General features: G+C 56.6%; 7 protein-coding genes. All 7 read left to right on the top strand.

The window, feature by feature from the left end; all coding sequences use genetic code 11:
* Positions 1 to 8: 8 nt before the first annotated feature.
* The 7 genes from E6C51_RS18110 to E6C51_RS18140 all read left to right on the top strand — a co-directional run bounded on the left by E6C51_RS18110 (position 9) and on the right by E6C51_RS18140 (position 17,081).
* Positions 9 to 1,889 (top strand): dipeptide ABC transporter ATP-binding protein, encoded by a 1,881-nt coding sequence (locus E6C51_RS18110; RefSeq protein WP_190237031.1) that lies wholly within the window; start codon positions 9 to 11, stop codon positions 1,887 to 1,889.
* A gap of 43 nt (positions 1,890 to 1,932) precedes the next feature.
* Positions 1,933 to 3,486, top strand: a complete 1,554-nt coding sequence (gsiB, locus tag E6C51_RS18115) for a glutathione ABC transporter substrate-binding protein GsiB (protein WP_146937469.1) — start codon at positions 1,933 to 1,935, stop codon at positions 3,484 to 3,486.
* Positions 3,487 to 3,588: 102 nt separating this feature from the next.
* Positions 3,589 to 4,509, top strand: coding sequence for a glutathione ABC transporter permease GsiC (gene gsiC / locus E6C51_RS18120; protein ID WP_190237032.1), 921 nt, complete (start codon positions 3,589 to 3,591; stop codon positions 4,507 to 4,509).
* A 7-nt stretch (positions 4,510 to 4,516) separates the two neighbouring features.
* Positions 4,517 to 5,419, top strand: a complete 903-nt coding sequence (gsiD, locus tag E6C51_RS18125) for a glutathione ABC transporter permease GsiD (protein WP_190237033.1) — start codon at positions 4,517 to 4,519, stop codon at positions 5,417 to 5,419.
* Positions 5,420 to 5,454: 35 nt separating this feature from the next.
* Entirely contained in the window at positions 5,455 to 6,273 is an 819-nt protein-coding gene (locus tag E6C51_RS18130) for a M55 family metallopeptidase (RefSeq protein ID WP_190237034.1), read from the top strand.
* Between the two features lie 24 nt (positions 6,274 to 6,297).
* Complete coding sequence (locus tag E6C51_RS18135; protein WP_190237035.1) at positions 6,298 to 7,263, top strand: isoaspartyl peptidase/L-asparaginase family protein; 966 nt, start codon at positions 6,298 to 6,300, stop codon at positions 7,261 to 7,263.
* A gap of 557 nt (positions 7,264 to 7,820) precedes the next feature.
* Entirely contained in the window at positions 7,821 to 17,081 is a 9,261-nt protein-coding gene (locus tag E6C51_RS18140) for a beta strand repeat-containing protein (protein WP_190237036.1), read from the top strand.
* Positions 17,082 to 17,135: the final 54 nt, after the last annotated feature.

A 17,135-nucleotide genomic window follows, 5' to 3' on the forward strand; every position in this document is an offset into this window, starting at 1 on the left:
TATCGCCCATGACCTCTCCTGCTTCTTTGCTTCAAGCCGCGCCTTCACTGCTGGACAATCAGGTCTTGGCTGTCGATGATCTGACGGTGTCCTTCGCCACATCCGAGGGGCGGGTTCGCGCCGTGCGCAATGTGAGTTTTGATGTCGGCCGTGGCGAAACCCTGGCCATTGTTGGTGAATCCGGTTCCGGTAAATCGGTGACCTCCTTGGCTTTAATGCGCCTGATCGAACATGGTGGCGGGCGCATTGACAGCGGCTCGATGCTGTTTCGCCCGGCAAAAGGCCCGGTGCTGGATCTGGCAACGGCAAATGCGCCGACCATGCGCAACATCCGCGGTGCCGATATTGCCATGATTTTTCAAGAGCCGATGACCTCGCTGAACCCGGTGTTTACCGCAGGCGAACAGATTGCAGAATCCCTTCGCCTGCATCAGAACATGAGCGATGCGAGCGCCAAGGCCGAAGCCCTGCGCATGCTGGATCTGGTGCGTATTCCGGAAGCAAACCATGTGTTTGGCCGCTTCCCCCATCAACTTTCGGGCGGCATGCGCCAAAGGGTGATGATTGCCATGGCGCTCGCGTGCCGCCCCTCGCTGCTGATTGCCGATGAGCCAACAACCGCCCTCGATGTGACGGTGCAGGCGCAAATTTTGCAAATGATCCGCCAGTTGCAAGACGATATGAACATGGGTGTGTTGTTCATTACCCATGACATGGGCGTGGTGGCCGAAATTGCTGATCGGGTTCTGGTGATGTGTCAGGGCGAAAAGGTCGAGCACGGCGCATCCTATGACGTGTTTGAACAGCCAAGCCACCCTTATACCAAAGCACTTCTGGCCGCAGTTCCGCGCCTTGGGGCCATGGAAGGCACCGAGGGGCCGCGCGCCTTTGATCTGGTTGGCGCAGACACAACAACTGTGACCGCAGACCAACCACCAGCGCGCTTTGATCTGCCGCCGATTTTGAAAGTGCGTGATCTCGTCACCCGTTTTCCGGTCCGCCGTGGCTTTCTCAATCGGATTGATCGCTATGTGCATGCCGTCGAAAAGGTCAGTTTTGATCTCTATCCCGGCGAGACATTGGCGCTTGTGGGAGAATCGGGCTGTGGCAAATCCACCACCGGCCGGTCCTTGTTGCGTCTGGTCGATAGCCAGAGCGGCAATGTCGAATTTGATGGCCGCAATGTGCTCGAATTGCCCGCAACCGAATTGCGCGGTCTTCGCCGCAATATTCAGCTGGTGTTTCAAGACCCTTTCGCCTCGCTTGATCCACGCCTCACGGTTGGCTTTTCCATTATGGAGCCGCTTTTGATCCACGGCATTGCCAAGGGTGAGGAAGCACGCAAGCGAGTGGCGTGGCTTTTGGAACGGGTGGGCCTCACGGCCGCCCATGCCGAGCGCTATCCGCATGAATTTTCAGGCGGTCAGCGCCAGCGCGTCGCCATAGCCCGCGCTCTCGCTCTCAATCCCAAAGTGGTGGTGGCCGATGAATCGGTCTCGGCGCTGGACGTGTCCATCCAGGCGCAGATTGTCAATCTTTTGCTGGAATTGCAGCGCGACCTTGGCATTTCCTATCTGTTCATCAGCCATGACATGGCCGTGGTCGAGCGCGTCAGCCACCGTGTGGCTGTGATGTATCTGGGCCAGATTGTCGAAATTGGCCCGCGCCGCGCCATCTTTGAAAACCCGCAGCATCCCTACACCAAAAAGCTGATGGCTGCCGTGCCGATCGCCGATCCGGCCCGCCGTCATCTGAAACGTGAATTTGCCGTGGAAGACCTGCCAAGCCCGGTTCGCAAAAAAGGCGATGAGCCGGTTGTGGAAGCGCTGCAGGAAGTGTCACCCGGCCATTTCGTAGCAAGGCACGCCGTTGGCGTGTTCAAAATGTAATTCTACGCTTACCAATCCAGACCCACCAGAACAGGAGATATTGATGACGCACAGGTTCTCTTCCAGGCTCGCTCTTGCCACAGCGCTTGCAGGATTTCTATCATTGGGCGCAGGCCAGACGTTTGCGGCCAGCCATGTGGTTCTGGCTCTGGGTGGACAGGCTGAAACGCTCGACCCCTACAACACCAACACCACGCTGACCACGGCTGTGACCAAGTCTTTCTATGAGGGCCTGTTTGGCTTCGATAAGGATTTGAAGGTGCAGCCCGTGCTGGCAACCGGCTATAGCGTGTCTGATGATGGTCTGGTCTATGACATCAAGCTGCGTGAAGGCGTGAAATTTCAAGACGGCACCGATTTCAATGCAGAGGCCGTGAAGGTCAATTTTGATCGCGTTCGCAACCCTGAAAACAAGCTGGCACGCTTCAACCAGTTTAACCAGATCGACAAGGTCGAAGTTGTTTCGCCATCTGAGGTGCGTATCACGCTGAAACAGCCGTTTGGCCCCTTCATCAATTCGCTGGCTCACGCATCTGCTGCGATGATCTCGCCTGCTGCCCTGACCAAATGGGGTAACAAGGAAATCGCCTTCCATCCCGTCGGCACCGGCCCGTTTGAATTTGTCGAATGGAAGCAGACCGATTTCGTCAAGGTCAAGAAATTCGATGGTTACTGGCGCAAGGGCTTCCCAAAGGTGGATGACATCACCTGGAAGCCAGTGACGGATAACAACACCCGTGCAGCCATGCTGCAAACCGGCGAAGCTGATTTTGCCTATCCTATGCCTTATGAGCAGGTTGCAACGCTTGAGAAGAACGACAAGCTCAATGTCACGGTGTCTCCATCGATCATCGAGCGTTATTTGAGCTTCAACATGCTGCAAAAGCCTTTTGATGATCTGCGTGTGCGTCAGGCCATCAACTATGCGATCAACAAGGAAGCGCTGGCCAAGGTGGCGTTCAGCGGCTTTGCCAAGCCTGCCGAAGGCATCGTGCCAGAGGGCGTGCTCTATGCCCATAAATTGCCAACATGGCCCTATGATCCAGCCAAAGCGCGCGAATTGCTCAAAGAAGCCGGATATCCCAACGGTTTCGAATCCACCCTGTGGAGCGCCTACACCACCACGACCGCGCAAAAGAGCATCCAGTTTGTCCAGCAACAGTTGCAACAGGTTGGTATCAAGCTGAAGCTGCAGGCGCTGGAGCCCGGTCAGCGCACCGAGTGGGTGCAGACGGCACCCGATCCAAAGACCGCGAAAGTGCGCATGTATTATGCGGGCTGGTCTTCCTCGACCGGTGAAGCCGACTGGGCCTTGCGCCCGCTGCTTGCCACCGAGGCATGGCCGCCAAAGCTGAACAACACCGCCTATTACAGCAACAAGACCGTGGATGATCTGATTGCCAAGGCCATGAAGAGCACCAAGGACGATGAGAAAAAGACGCTCTATGCCGAAGCACAAGAGCAGATCATGAAGGATCTGCCTTGGGCACCGCTGGTGGTCGAGAAGAACGTCTCGGCATCCGCCAAGCGCTTGAGCGGCGTCTATGTCATGCCAGATGGTAATATCGACACGTCTGAGATTGCGGTCAGCCAGTAATCGCCCTTGAGAGAGGCGAAGCCCTCTCTTGCACATCTGTCCCGGCGCGTCCTGCGGCGGGACACCTCATCACCACCCTGAAGGCTTATTGCGGCTGTTGCCATGTTCAATTATTTTCTGAAGCGCGTGTTTGGCCTCCTGCCAACACTTCTCATCGTTGCCGTGCTGGTTTTCCTGTTCGTGCATATGCTGCCGGGCGATCCGGCACGCCTTGCCGCAGGTCAGGATGCCGATGAGCAGACGGTTGCGCTGGTGCGCAGCGAACTGGGCCTCGACAAGCCCCTGCCCGAGCAATTCGTGAGCTATTTTACCCGCATGGTGCATGGTGATCTGGGCGTTTCCATGCGCACGCATCGGCCTGTCTCGGTTGAAATTGGCGAGCGGTTCATGCCCACCATGCTGCTCACCCTGACCAGCATGCTCTGGTCCGTCACCTTTGGCATGGGCATCGGCATTCTCTCGGCTGTTTTTCGCAATCAATGGCCAGACCGCCTCGGCATGACGCTTGCCGTCTCCGGCATTTCTTTTCCGGCCTTTGCTTTGGGCATGTTGCTCATGCAGATTTTCTCTGTCTGGCTGGGATGGTTGCCCACGGTGGGAGCCGATAGCTGGAAGCACTATATCCTGCCATCGCTGACCCTGGGTGCCGGTGTTGCAGCCGTGATGGCCCGCTTCACCCGTGCGGCCTTCGTTGATGTCATTCAGGAAGATTTTGTACGCACCGCCCGCGCCAAGGGACTGAATGAAAAAGTGGTGATTGCCAAACATTGCCTGCGCAATGCCCTGATCCCGATTGTCACCATGATGGGTCTGCAATTTGGCTTTTTGCTGGGCGGCTCCATCGTTGTGGAAGCGGTGTTCAACTGGCCGGGTGTTGGCCGCCTGCTGGTCGATGCCGTGACCCAGCGCGATTATCCTGTCATTCAGGCCCTGGTCTTGATGTTCTCGCTCGAATTCATCTTGATCAATCTTGTCGTGGACCTGCTCTACGGCGTCATCAATCCGACAATCCGTTATAAATGAGCAGGCCATGAGCGACATCCAATCTGCCCCCATTGCCATCATCCCCGAGGCAAATCGCGCCGTCTGCACACCGTGGAGCGAATTCTGGCGCAAGTTCAAGCGTCAGCCGGTCGCTCTTGCCGCCCTGGCCTTCATTGCGCTGTTGATGGTGCTGGCCATTGCAGCCCCCTATATCGTGCCTTTTGATGCCGAGAATTTCTTTGACTATGACATGATCAACGCAGGCCCCTCGCTGACCCATTGGTTTGGTGTTGACCCATTGGGCCGCGATATTTTCAGCCGCATCCTGATGGGTGCGCGCATCTCGCTGGCCACCGGCATTCTCTCTGTCACTCTGGGCGGGCTGATCGGCACCATCTTTGGGCTTCTGGCTGGCTATTATGAAGGCTGGTGGGATCGCATTGTCATGCGCATTTGCGATGTTCTGTTTGCCTTTCCCGGCATTCTGCTGGCCTTGGGCATCGTTGCCATTCTTGGCAGTTCCATGGTCAATGTTGTGGCCGCCGTTGCCGTGTTTTCGGTTCCGGCTTTCGCGCGTTTGGTGCGTGGCAGCACGCTGGTGCTCAAGAACATGACCTATATCGAGGCCGCACGAAGTGTGGGGGCTTCCGATTTCATCATTCTGTTTCGCCACATTCTGCCCGGTGCCTTTTCCTCCATCGTTGTCTATTTCACCATGCGCCTTGGCACCTCGATCATCACCGCCGCCAGCCTTTCCTTTCTGGGCCTCGGCGCACAGCCGCCAACGCCAGAGTGGGGTGCCATGCTCAATGATGCTCGCGCCGATATGGTCAATGCACCGCATGTGGCACTGTTTCCAAGCCTTGCGATTTTTGTCACGGTTTTGGCCTTTAACCTTTTGGGCGATGGTCTTCGCGATGCGATTGATCCGAAAATCGACCGAAAATAATTGCCGTTCGTTCTTTTTACATCTCGGAGAAATCCATGAAAATTCTTCTGTCTGTCGACATTGAAGGTGTCGCTGGCGTCTACCACACAGAGCAGGTGCGCGCTGGCAATGGTGAATATGAGCGCGCCCGCCTTTTGATGACCGATGAAGCCAATGCCGCCATTGCCGGAGCGTTTGACGCAGGTGCAACCGAGGTGTTCGTCAATGATTCCCACGGCTCGTTTCGCAATATGCCGCCGGATCGGCTTGATCCGCGCGCACGCGCCATTCAGGGCAAGCCGCGCTATCTCAGCATGATGTCCGGCGTTGATCTCGGTGTCGATGGCGTTTGCCTGATTGGTCATCATTCGCGCGGCCAGGGCTATGGCATATTGGCCCATACCATCAACAGCTTCGCCTTTTCGCGCATCTTCCTCAACGGTCAGGAACTGGGGGAAGCGGGCATTTATGGCGCACTGGCTGGCGAATATGGTGTGCCGGTGATCATGGCCAGCGGCGATGATGTATTTATTGACGAAAACAAAGATCTCTTTCCCAAGACCACCTTTGTCGAAACCAAAAAAGCGGGCGGTGCGATCTGCGGCGTCAGTCTGTCGCCGGAGCAATCGTGCCAAGCCATTCGCGAAGGCGTGCGGATCGCCGTTGGCGCAGCCCACCAAACGCCCGTTTTTGCCTTAAATGGTCCCATTACGGTAGAGATCGAAACCCAATCCACCAGACTTGCCGATCTGTTTTGCCAATGGCCAACGCTTTCCCGCATTGGCGGCAACCGCATTTCGTTTGAAGCGCCAAAGGTTGAACATGCCGTGCGCATGATCAACTCTCTCTCGGCCATGTCGACAATGCTGCGATAACATCCAAACTCATTTGAGGCATCTATGAAAAACGCTCAGCAAAATCCGATTGCCTTGGCCATTCACGGCGGGTGCGGCGTGATGAACAAGGCCGATATGCCGGAAGGCGAGTGGGAGGCCGCCCGCGCCGACCTCACGCGGGCGTTAAAGGCCGGTTGGGCCTTGCTCACGCAAGGGGGATCAGCACTCGATGCCGTGGAAGCCGCTGTGGTGGTCATGGAAAATTCCGAGCATTTCAACGCGGGCCATGGTGCGGCCCTCAACACCGATGGCGCGCATGAACTGGACGCCTCGATTATGGATGGCAGCACCGGAGAGGCAGGAGCGGTGGCGATGACACGCGCGATCCGCAACCCTATCACCGCCGCCCGCGCCCTGATGCACAGCGGCGAAACCGTGATGCTGGGTGGTGCAGCTGCCGATGCTTTCGCGAAAAAAGCAGGTCTTCCCATGGTGAAACAGGCCTATTTCACCACCGAACGGCGCTTAAAAGCGCTGGCGTCTCTCAAAGAACACGCCAAAGCAGGCACGGACGCAAAAGCCAGCGAGGCTGAAAAGCATGGCACCGTTGGCGCGGTGGCACTTGATGCGCAGGGCCATCTGGCCGCCGCCACCTCCACCGGCGGCTTTAACAACAAGCCCGCCGGCCGCATTGGCGATTCTGCCATTATTGGTGCCGGAACCTATGCCCGTGACGGCGTGGTCGCCATATCAGGCACCGGCAAAGGCGAGTTTTTCATCCGCCATGCGGTGGGCCATGAAATCGCCAGTCGAATGCGCTATCTGGGTGAGACTCTGACCGGTGCTTGCCAGCACGTTGTCTTTACCGATCTCGCCCCCCACGACATTGGAGCTGGCCTTGTGGCTGTTGGTGCCGATGGTTCCATCACCGCTCCTTACAACACCGCAGGCATGTTTCGCGGCTGGATTGACACAGACGGGCGGATGTTTGTCGCCACCCATGACGAAATATTCGAGACGCAAGCCTGAAAATATAGGCACCGAATAACCACACATTCTTTTTGCTTAGGAGAGATTCTTCTCCACATGGTTGCATCAACATCTGCAATCTTTTCGCTCACCAGCGCCTTGCACAGCTCCTGCATAATTCCTTCGATCGATCGGGATTGAAGGAATTATGCAGGAGGGGTGTAGTACCAATTGTCATTGAAAATAGCTCTGGGCATGCCTCTTTCGAATGTCTCAAGCCTCTGATGCAATTGAGAGATTTGAAATATCTTGAAGGCGACGATGCGTGAGCATCATTGAGCTTTTGTACAAGGCGTTGTCATGATTGCAGCCTCCTTTTCCTCGCCCGCCGCGAACTTGTCAACTTAAGGTTCGGACAAGCCAGAGACCCCATAATCAAACCGCTGGCTGGAAAACCGTCTTGCGTGGAAGTGCGTTGCCCTTTGGGAGCAAATGCGCGTGCCGCACAAGAAAGGCAAATCCAGAACTTTTATTGCATCCATAACGATTTCGTTCGTCTCATGTCCGTGCAGTTTAAGTTGGTTTTTGTATCGCGAGAATACTTGGGGTTTTGACGCATGACATCGATAGTACCTTCCCTGAGCATTAGCCAGATCAAGTCCCTTTCGACTGCGGAAGTGAAGGCCTGGACAACCGAGGATGCAAAATCGCTCTCGACCCAGCAGGTCAATGCACTGTCCTCTGAGCAGATTGCTGCTCTGGACGATGAAGATGTCAATGTTCTGAGCACAGATCAAATCAGCGCCATTTCGCGCAACGCCATTGTCGGGCTGACGCTTTCGCAAATTGCGGTTTTGGATAAACAGGATGTCGGCAGCCTCACAGTGGGGCAGATCAGTTCGCTCACCACCACGCAACTTGGCGCTTTTTCAACCGATCAAGCCGAAGCACTGAATTCGACGCAGGTCAGTGCACTGAGTTCTGTGCAGATGGCGGCGCTGAGTGCTGCGGATCTTGCGACATTTTCAACCGACGACATGGCAGCCATCAGCAGTTCTGGTATTCAGGGCCTCTCCACTGCGGTCATTGCCTCCCTTTCCACAGCCCAGATGGCGGCTTTGAGCATTCGTGCTGTTTCCAACCTGACAACCGCGCAGCTGGCCGCTTTGTCAACGGCACAGGTCGCCGCTCTTGACCCATCAACCATCTCGAGCCTGTCTTCGACCCAGGTCAATCATCTCAGCACCGGCCAGATTGCGGCTTTGACCACTGCGCAGATCTCCGCTCTCACACCTGTGCAAATCGGCGCTTTTGGCACAGATGACATTGCCGCGCTGTCGAGCGGCCAGATTGCCGCCTTCAGCACATGGGGCATGTCCGCCTTGTCGGTCGATATCATGGCGACGTTCAGCACGGTTCAGGCACAGGCCCTGACCAACAGCCAGGTGCAGGTGTTAAGCGCGGCACAGCTTGCAGCGCTCGGCAGTGACGATATCGCCACCTTCTCGACGGATGACATTGCCGCCATCACCAATCGTGCCATCTCTGGCCTTTCAACAGCGGCAATTGCCGCCCTGACAACCGACCAGATTGCGGCCCTGAGCACCAGCGCGGTTGCCTATTTGAGCAGCAGTCAAATCAATGCCCTGAGCACACAGCAGGTTTCAGCTCTTACAGCCGCGCAGATGTCTGTGTTGACTTGGTCGCAAATCTCGACATTGACCACAGCGCAGGTCAGCGTCCTGAGCACCAATCAGGTTTCGGCATTGGATTCACGGTCGGTTAGCGGATTGACCGCCGATCAAATCAATATCTTCACAACGCTTCAGATCGGAGCGCTGACCCCGAGCCAGATTGCCTCCCTTGGCTCCACGCAATTGGCCGCTCTGGGAACGGATGACGTCGCGGCGATGTCGACCGCCGGTATCGCTGCCATCAGCCGAAACGGTATGCCCGGTTTGGCGACGACAACCATCGCATCCCTTTCAACCGATCAAATTGCGGTTCTGGACGTGAATGCTGTCTCCAGCATGACCAGCAACCAGATTCAGGCCTTGAGCACGGCGCAGGTGAGCGCGCTGACATCGGCGCAGATCTCCATGTTCAGCTCTGTGCAAATGACTGCATTGAACGCAGGCGGCATTGCAACATTCAGCACCAGCGACATTGCTGCCATTTCAGGCCAAGCCATATCGGGCATGTCGACATCCACACTTGCTGCTCTGTCAACCGCGCAGATGGCTGCCCTGACTGCCGACGCCGTCAGCCGCTTGAGCACCAACCAGATCAGTGCCTTGAGCACCAGCCAGGTCCAGGCGCTGTCTTCCCTTCAAATTTCTGTCCTCAACGCAGCCCAGATGTCAGCGCTCGGTGCAGACGATCTGCAAACCTTTACGACAGCCGAGATTGCGGCGATCTCGCCCTACTCCGTACGGGGATTGTCGACAGACGCTGTCGCAGCGCTTTCGAGCGCGCAAATCGCGTCATTTTCAACCGATGCAATTGCCAACCTGACCAGCACGCAAATCGCCAGTCTCAACGCGACGCAGATTTCAACCTTTTCAACCGCACAAATTGCAGCGCTCAGCGCGATGCAGTCCGGGGCTATAAACGCCAGCAACGTTTCAGCCCTGTCGACAAGTCAGATTGCCGCCATGAGCACAGGCGCTATCGCTCGCCTCACCACACAGCAAATCGCGGCTCTGTCCACCAGTCAGGTTGCGGCGCTTACCTCTCCTCAGGTTGGCGCTCTCAGCTCCTCCCAGCTTGCGGCAATGGACGCAGATGATATTGCAACCTTCTCAACCGCTGATATGGCAGCAATTGCCAACAGCGCAATCTGGGGCCTGGCAACAGATGTGATTGCACAACTGACCACCGCACAAGTCGCCGCTTTTAACACTGTTGCTGTCGCGCTTCTGACAACAACGCAAATTGACGCTTTCAGCACCGGCCAGATCGCGGCATTCAAAACCGATCAGATTGCCGCACTCAATGCCTCTCAGGTTTATACATTGGGCATCGATGATGTCGCCCAATTGTCAACGGCGCAAGTGGCTGCCTTCAGCTACTATGCAATGCAACAGCTCACGACCGATCAGATTGCAATCCTTTCAACGGCTCAGGTCGAGGCCCTGTCCTCCGCCCAGATTTCCGCGTTGAATTCCGCACAGCTTTCGGCCCTCAGTTCAGATGCCGTCGCGAAACTCTCGACCGCCAACATCGCCGCCATTAACTTCAACTCGATTACCGGCCTTTCAAAGGAGGTTATCGCAAACCTGACAACCGATCAGGTGGCAGCCTTGAGCAGTTACTCGGTCTTTCGCCTGACGACAGAGCAGTTTGCGGCATTGTCACCAGCGCAGGTGGAAGCACTGAGCCCAACGCAGATTGCCGTTCTCACTTCGCAGCATTTCGCTGTGCTTGGCACGGATGATATTGCGCGCTTTTCCACCGCAGATATGGCCGCCATCCAATACAGTGCCATTCAGGGCCTGACACTGGACGCGGTTGCATCTTTGACCACCGCCCAAATAGCGGCCGTGGATGCCTCGACCCTGAGCAATATGTCAACCGATCAGTTTGATGCCTTGTCACCTGATCAAATCGCCAGTTTGTCCACCCGGCAAATCGCCTGGCTGGATTCCGTAGACGTCTCCGCCTTGACGTCAGACGACATTGCAGCTCTGAGCACAGCTCAAATCGCCTCATTAAGCGCCAGTGGCATTTCAGGTTTGAACTCTGTTCAGATTGATGCCTTGTCCTCAGCACAAATCAGCGCGTTTACACCAAATCAGGTTGGCGTGTTCAGTTCCAGCCAGTTGTCAGCGTTCGAGCCTGACGACATTGCGAATTTTTCAACCAAAAGCATCGCCATGATTGGCCCGGCGGCCATTGTTGGATTTAAAACCAGCGCAATCGCGGCTCTATCAAGCGCACAGATTGGCGCGCTGTATGTGTCGAGCGTATCCGGTCTCACCACAGACCAGATCGATGCCATGTCCACCGCGCAGATCAACGCCTTTACCACAAAGCAGATCACCTACCTGACCAGTACGCAGCTCGCTGCTTTTAACGCAGACGATCTGGCAACATTCTCGACCGCTGACATTGCTGCCATCTATGCGGGTTCCATTCCAGGATTGTCGACGGGTGTTCTCACAAGCCTGTCTTCCGAGCAGATTTCGGCGCTCACCACGCTGAGTGTTGCATGGTTGACGACAGATCAGATCCAGGCCATCACGACCAGTCAGATCAAGGCTTTGAGCACGCTTCAGGTTGCTGCGCTCTCCTGGGTTCAGGTGCCGGCACTGACAAACGACGACATCGCGGCCCTATCGACGGCACAATTGGCCGCCATGAGCACTTCCGGCATTTGGGGATTGACCTCTGATCAGGTCCGGGTTCTAAGCACCGACCAGATCAATGTGCTGACGACCAAACAGATTGCCACACTCAAATCTGATCAGGTCGCCGCCCTGACCACGGGCAGCATCGCAACCTTGACGACCAAACAACTGACGGCGCTGGGAGCCAATGCGGTTGCGGGACTGTCGAGCGATCAGCTCAACACACTCAGCACAAGCCAGTTGAGTGCCCTGAGCACATTGACCGTGTCGCGTTTGACGAGCGATCAGATGAACGCTCTCAGCACGATGCAGATCAGCAATTTGACCACGGCGCAGATTGCATCTCTGACATCCACTCAGGTTGCAGCCCTGAGCACCTATAGTGTCGCGGCTCTGACCACCGCACAAATCAAGGCCCTGAGCCTGAACGGTATCAGCGGATTGAGCAGCGATCAGGTTTCGACCCTGAGCAACAGCCAGATCGGCGCTCTCGACACCGCACAAATTGCGACCCTGAGTTCAACACAGATTGCCGCCCTGACGACAGACAATATTGCGGCTTTGTCCACCACGCAGGTGGCAAAACTCAGCACCAGCGCCATAGCCGGACTGTCAACCAATCAAATCAACGCCTTCAGCGCCAACCAGATGAATGCGTTGACAACGCAACAGATCGCCACCCTGAACTCGGCGCAGGTTGGGGCTCTTGACGCCGCCGATATTGCACAGTTCTCCACCAGCGATCTGGCGGCCCTGAATGCAGCGGCAATTGTGGGCCTGTCGACAGACGTTCTTGCCGCCCTCACCTCCACCCAGATTGCCGCTCTCAGCACATCTGCGGTTAATATGCTGACCACCAGGCAGATTGACAGCCTCAGCACCAACCAGTTTGCCGCCCTGTCCACAAAGCAGATTGCCGCCCTGACGTCGGCGCAGGTGTCCATACTTGGCACCAACGATGTGGCCGCCTTATCGACCGACCAGATTGCGGCTTTGAGCACAAATGGCGTCTCAGGCTTGTCGAGCACGCACATCAATGTTTTGAGCACAGCGCAAGCCAAGGCATTGGCACCTATTCAGGTGGCCGCACTTACCTCCGCCCAGATTGCCGCGCTGACCACAGGCGACTTGCAGCAATTCTCGACCGCAGATATCGCGGCCATTACCACAGATGCTATTGCGGGTCTGACAGCAAGTCTTATTGCAGCACTTACAACCGCTCAGGTTGCAGCCTTGAGCAGTGACAGCATTGCCCAATTGAGCACAAAGCAGATCAATGCATTGAGCGCCGTGCAATTGGCGGCACTGTCCACCAAACAGGTCAGCGCGTTGACAGCGGCCCAACTGGCCGCCCTTGATACGAGCAGTATCGCTGGCTTGTCGACCAAGGACATCGCGGCCATTGGCGGGTCGATGATTGGACAAATCTCGACTGATGTGATTGCAGCGCTCTCGACCAGCCAGATTGCCGCTCTCAGCACATCCGGCATCAGCGGCTTGAGCACAAAGCAGCTGGATGCCCTGAGCGCCGCACAGACAAGCGCTTTGACCGCCAAACAGATTGCCGCCTTGAGCTCTGATCAGCTCACCGCTTTGCGCACGGCCAATGTTGCAGCACTTTCAAACAGCCAGATCCAGGCATTGAGCACTGACAGCATTGCAGGCCTGTCGACCGCGCAGATTGCCGCCTTGAACGCACAACAATTTGCAGCATTGACCACCTCGCAGGCGGCAGCTCTCACCTCACGGCAGACAGCAGTGCTTGATTCAGGTGATTTGGCCGCCTTTACAACCGCCAACATCGCAGCACTCAGCGCAAGCGCGGTATCGGCCATCGACACCAGCGCTCTCGCCAGCCTGTCCAACGATCAGATTACCTCGCTCACGACAGCGGCCATCAGTGGCATGACAACCAAGCAGGTTTCAGCGCTTACCTCAAATCAGGTTGCAGCTCTTGCCACCAGCCAGGTGGCGGCGTTGACATCCATGCAGATCAACGCGCTGGAAACCGGCGATCTTGCCGCCTTCTCGGCAACGCAGATAGCCGCTCTGAATGCCGGCGGCATTTCGGCCATGTCCACCAGCCAAATCAATACGCTGAGCACAGCCCAATTGGCAGCGTTTACCGCGGCACAGATTGCGGCTTTGACATCGCGCCAGATTGCCGTGCTTGAGACCAATGATCTGATGGCCTTGTCCACCACCAGCATTGCCGCGCTGAGCGCCGATGGCGTATCAGGTCTGGCAACGGGTGTCCTTGCCGCGTTCACGAGTGACCAGATTGCTGCCCTCAGTGCCAGCAGCGTTGGTGCCCTTTCAACCAGACAAATTGCAGCTCTCAGCTTGAGCCAGATTGCCGGATTGTCGACAAGTCAGGTGGGGGCGCTCGCCTCCAACCAAATCGAAGCCCTCTCCGCAGACAAGATCGCTGCGCTGACAACAGCACAGATTGCCGCCATCAGCTTTGATGGCATTGCGGGGCTGACGACCGCAGATCTCGCCATGTTCACCACCACCCAGATGGAGGCACTGACCGCAAGCCAGGTGGCCGCGTTGAGCTCCAGCCAGATCTCGGTGCTGCGCACAGAACATTTGGCAACATTTACCACAGCAGACATCGCAGCCCTGACACCAAGCACGATTGCAGGCTTGTCGACAGGGTTGATCGCAGCGCTCACACCCGTTCAGATCTCCATGTTGACGACAGACAGCGTAAGCAGCCTGTCGACCGCACAAATTGCAGCTCTCACCTCGACACAGATTGCCGCTCTGGTAACCAACCAGATCAATGCACTGACATCAAAGCAATTGGCTGTGCTGACAACCGCCAATGTTGCCGCTCTCTCGACCCGTGACATTGCCGCCCTTAATCCTGTGGCCGTCGTTGGACTTTCAACGGACGTGATTGCATCGCTGTCGCAGGATCAGGTCAAAGCATTGACAACAAACGGAATTGCTGGCTTCTCCACCAAGCAGATCACCGCATTGCAAGCCACGCAGGTGAGCGCGCTCTCGACAAGCCAAATGGCAGCTCTCAGCTCCGCACAGATCGCGGCGCTCGATACAGCGGATATCGCCGTTTTGAGCGAAGACCAGATCGGAGCCGTCAGCACGGCTGGCATTATCGGCCTGTCTACGGCGCAGGTTGGTATTTTGACCACAGCCCAGATCGGCGCACTCTCCACCCAGCAGATCAGTGCTCTCACGTCTAACCAGCTTGCAGCACTTGACACGATGGATATGACGGCCTTCACAACGTCCGATCTGGCGGCGATCAATGCGAGCGCCATCACCGGTCTGACGACAGCCGTCATTGCCAGCCTGTCGACGGAACAGATTTCAGCGCTCAACACAGCTGCGGTTGCCGCACTGACCACCAACCAGATTGGCGCGTTGAGCATCGCCCAAGTGGGCGCTCTGCAAACCAACCAGATTAACGCCCTGACCTCCAAGCAGGTCGCCGTGCTTGGCACCGATGACATCGCAATTCTCTCGACAAAGCAGATTGCTGCTCTGAGCACCGCCGGTGTGATTGGCCTCACCACCGATGACATTGCCGTTTTGAACACCGCTCAGGTACAAGCGCTGACGCCAACGCAAGTCGCCGTTCTCTCTTCTAGCCAAATCGCCATGCTGAGTGCTGACGATCTCGGCGCATTTTCGACCGCAGATATTGCCGCCATCAGTTCAAGCGCCATTGCTGGCCTGTCAACAGCCATCATTGCCGCCTTTACCACTGAGCAAATTGCAGCCTTGCAAACAGGCAGCATTGCGGCACTCTCGACGGATCAAATCAATGCCTTGTCCACAGACGACGTGGCCGTTCTGACCACCCAACAGATTGCGGCTTTGACATCGAAGCAGCTATCGGTGCTGGGCACAGACGATATCGTCGCTCTGTCAACCAATCAGATTGCAGCTCTGAACCCGACCAGCGTGAAAGGTCTCTCTACGGCTCAAATTGCAACGCTGAGCGTCTATCAGGCCGCAGCATTGACCTCCAACCAGATTGCAATGCTTGAATCGGCCCAGATTGCCACATTCGGCACCGACGATCTCGCCGCATTCTCGGCCGCCGACCTCGCGGCAATCAACTCCTCCGCCATTGCCGGATTGTCGACAAGCACCATTGCAGCACTGACAACCGCACAGATCGCAGCACTCGGCGCTGCCGGTATCCCCGGCCTGTCCACCGATCAGATCAATGCAATGGCTTCGGATCAGATCGAGGCTCTGACCACGGCACAGATTGCGGCCCTGAACTCGAAACAGATTGCGGTGCTGGATTCTTCGGACCTCGCAGCCTTTTCAACGGCCGATATCGCAGCCATCAATCTGGAAGCCAGCGTCGGACTATCAACATCCGCTTTGGCCGCGTTTACCACAGACCAGATCGCAGCCTTAAGCTCGAAGGCGATTTCGGGCCTGTCTTCAACCCAGCTGAACGCGCTGAGTGCCGACCAACTGCAAGCTCTGACCACAGATCAGGTCAAAGGACTGGTTTCCAGACAGGTCACAACGCTCAAGACAGACGTGCTTGCCGCCCTGTCAACCGCACAAATCGCAGCGATGAGCACAAGCGGGATTTCGGGATTGACAAGCAGCCAGGTGGCAGCCCTGAAGCTGGCACAGATCGCGGCCATGTCCAGCGCGCAACTTGCGGCTCTCAGCTCCGACGCCGTGGGTGGTCTTACCGCCGAAGATCTTCAGGCATTCTCCACCGAAGACCTTGCAGCGCTGAGCTCAAAGGGTATCTCCGGCCTTCCGACAGCCTTCGTTGCAGCCCTCTCCACGGCTGCACTGGCATCACTTAGCCCGGAAAACGTCAAGGGTCTGACCAGCAATCAAATTGCCGCCCTGACGCCCGCCCAGGTTGACGCCTTCTCAACCGCCCAAATTGCCGCCTTGAGCGCCGATGGCCTGGCAGGCATGTCAGTCGAAGACATGGATACCTTCACAGTTGATGAACTCAAGCTGATCAGTTCGTCGTCGATCAAGGGCTTGTCCACGGCCGTCATCGCTTCTCTGACCACCACAGAAATCGCCGCTCTTACCACCTATCAGATTGGCAATCTGACCTATAATCAGGTGGCCGCGCTGTCCACTGCGCAGTTTGCAGCACTGTCAACGGCCCAGCTTGGAACCCTCAATGGCATTCAGGCCGCGGCACTGGGGACCGATGATATCGCCCTTTTGTCGACAAGCCAGATCGCCTTGTTGAGCACCAACGCAATTTCTGGTTTGAGCACGCGCGTCATCGCCTCTTTGACCACAGACCAGGCCCAGGCGTTGACCTCAGGCCAGGTGGCAGCCCTGACCTCTGCACAGGTGGCAGCCCTGACGAAGGAAGAGCTGGCAACATTCTCGACCGAAGATATTGCCTCGTTTAACTCGACTGGCATTGCTGGCCTGTCAACCAGTGACATCGCCAACCTGTCAAGCGAGCAGTTGGGCACCTTGATGGCAACGCAGATGGGTGCTCTGAACCCGGATCAAATTGCCGCCGTGATCGCCGCTTATGTAGGATAAGCCGCAAACATTAAAACCTTACTCAACAGATGGCGGTTGATGCTGCCATCTGTT

The organism is Gillisella terrae, from assembly GCF_004801395.1.
GTDB classification, from domain to species: Bacteria; Pseudomonadota; Alphaproteobacteria; order Rhizobiales; family Rhizobiaceae; genus Allorhizobium; species Allorhizobium terrae.

Bases quoted from the DNA above. Each gene is read 5' to 3' on its own strand.
- E6C51_RS18110 (WP_190237031.1), top strand. From the start codon at position 9: ATGACCTCTCCTGCTTCTTTGCTTCAAGCCGCGCCTTCACTGCTGGAC.
- gsiB (WP_146937469.1), top strand. From the start codon at position 1,933: ATGACGCACAGGTTCTCTTCCAGGCTCGCTCTTGCCACAGCGCTTGCA.
- gsiC (WP_190237032.1), top strand. From the start codon at position 3,589: ATGTTCAATTATTTTCTGAAGCGCGTGTTTGGCCTCCTGCCAACACTT.
- gsiD (WP_190237033.1), top strand. From the start codon at position 4,517: ATGAGCGACATCCAATCTGCCCCCATTGCCATCATCCCCGAGGCAAAT.
- E6C51_RS18130 (WP_190237034.1), top strand. From the start codon at position 5,455: ATGAAAATTCTTCTGTCTGTCGACATTGAAGGTGTCGCTGGCGTCTAC.
- E6C51_RS18135 (WP_190237035.1), top strand. From the start codon at position 6,298: ATGAAAAACGCTCAGCAAAATCCGATTGCCTTGGCCATTCACGGCGGG.
- E6C51_RS18140 (WP_190237036.1), top strand. From the start codon at position 7,821: ATGACATCGATAGTACCTTCCCTGAGCATTAGCCAGATCAAGTCCCTT.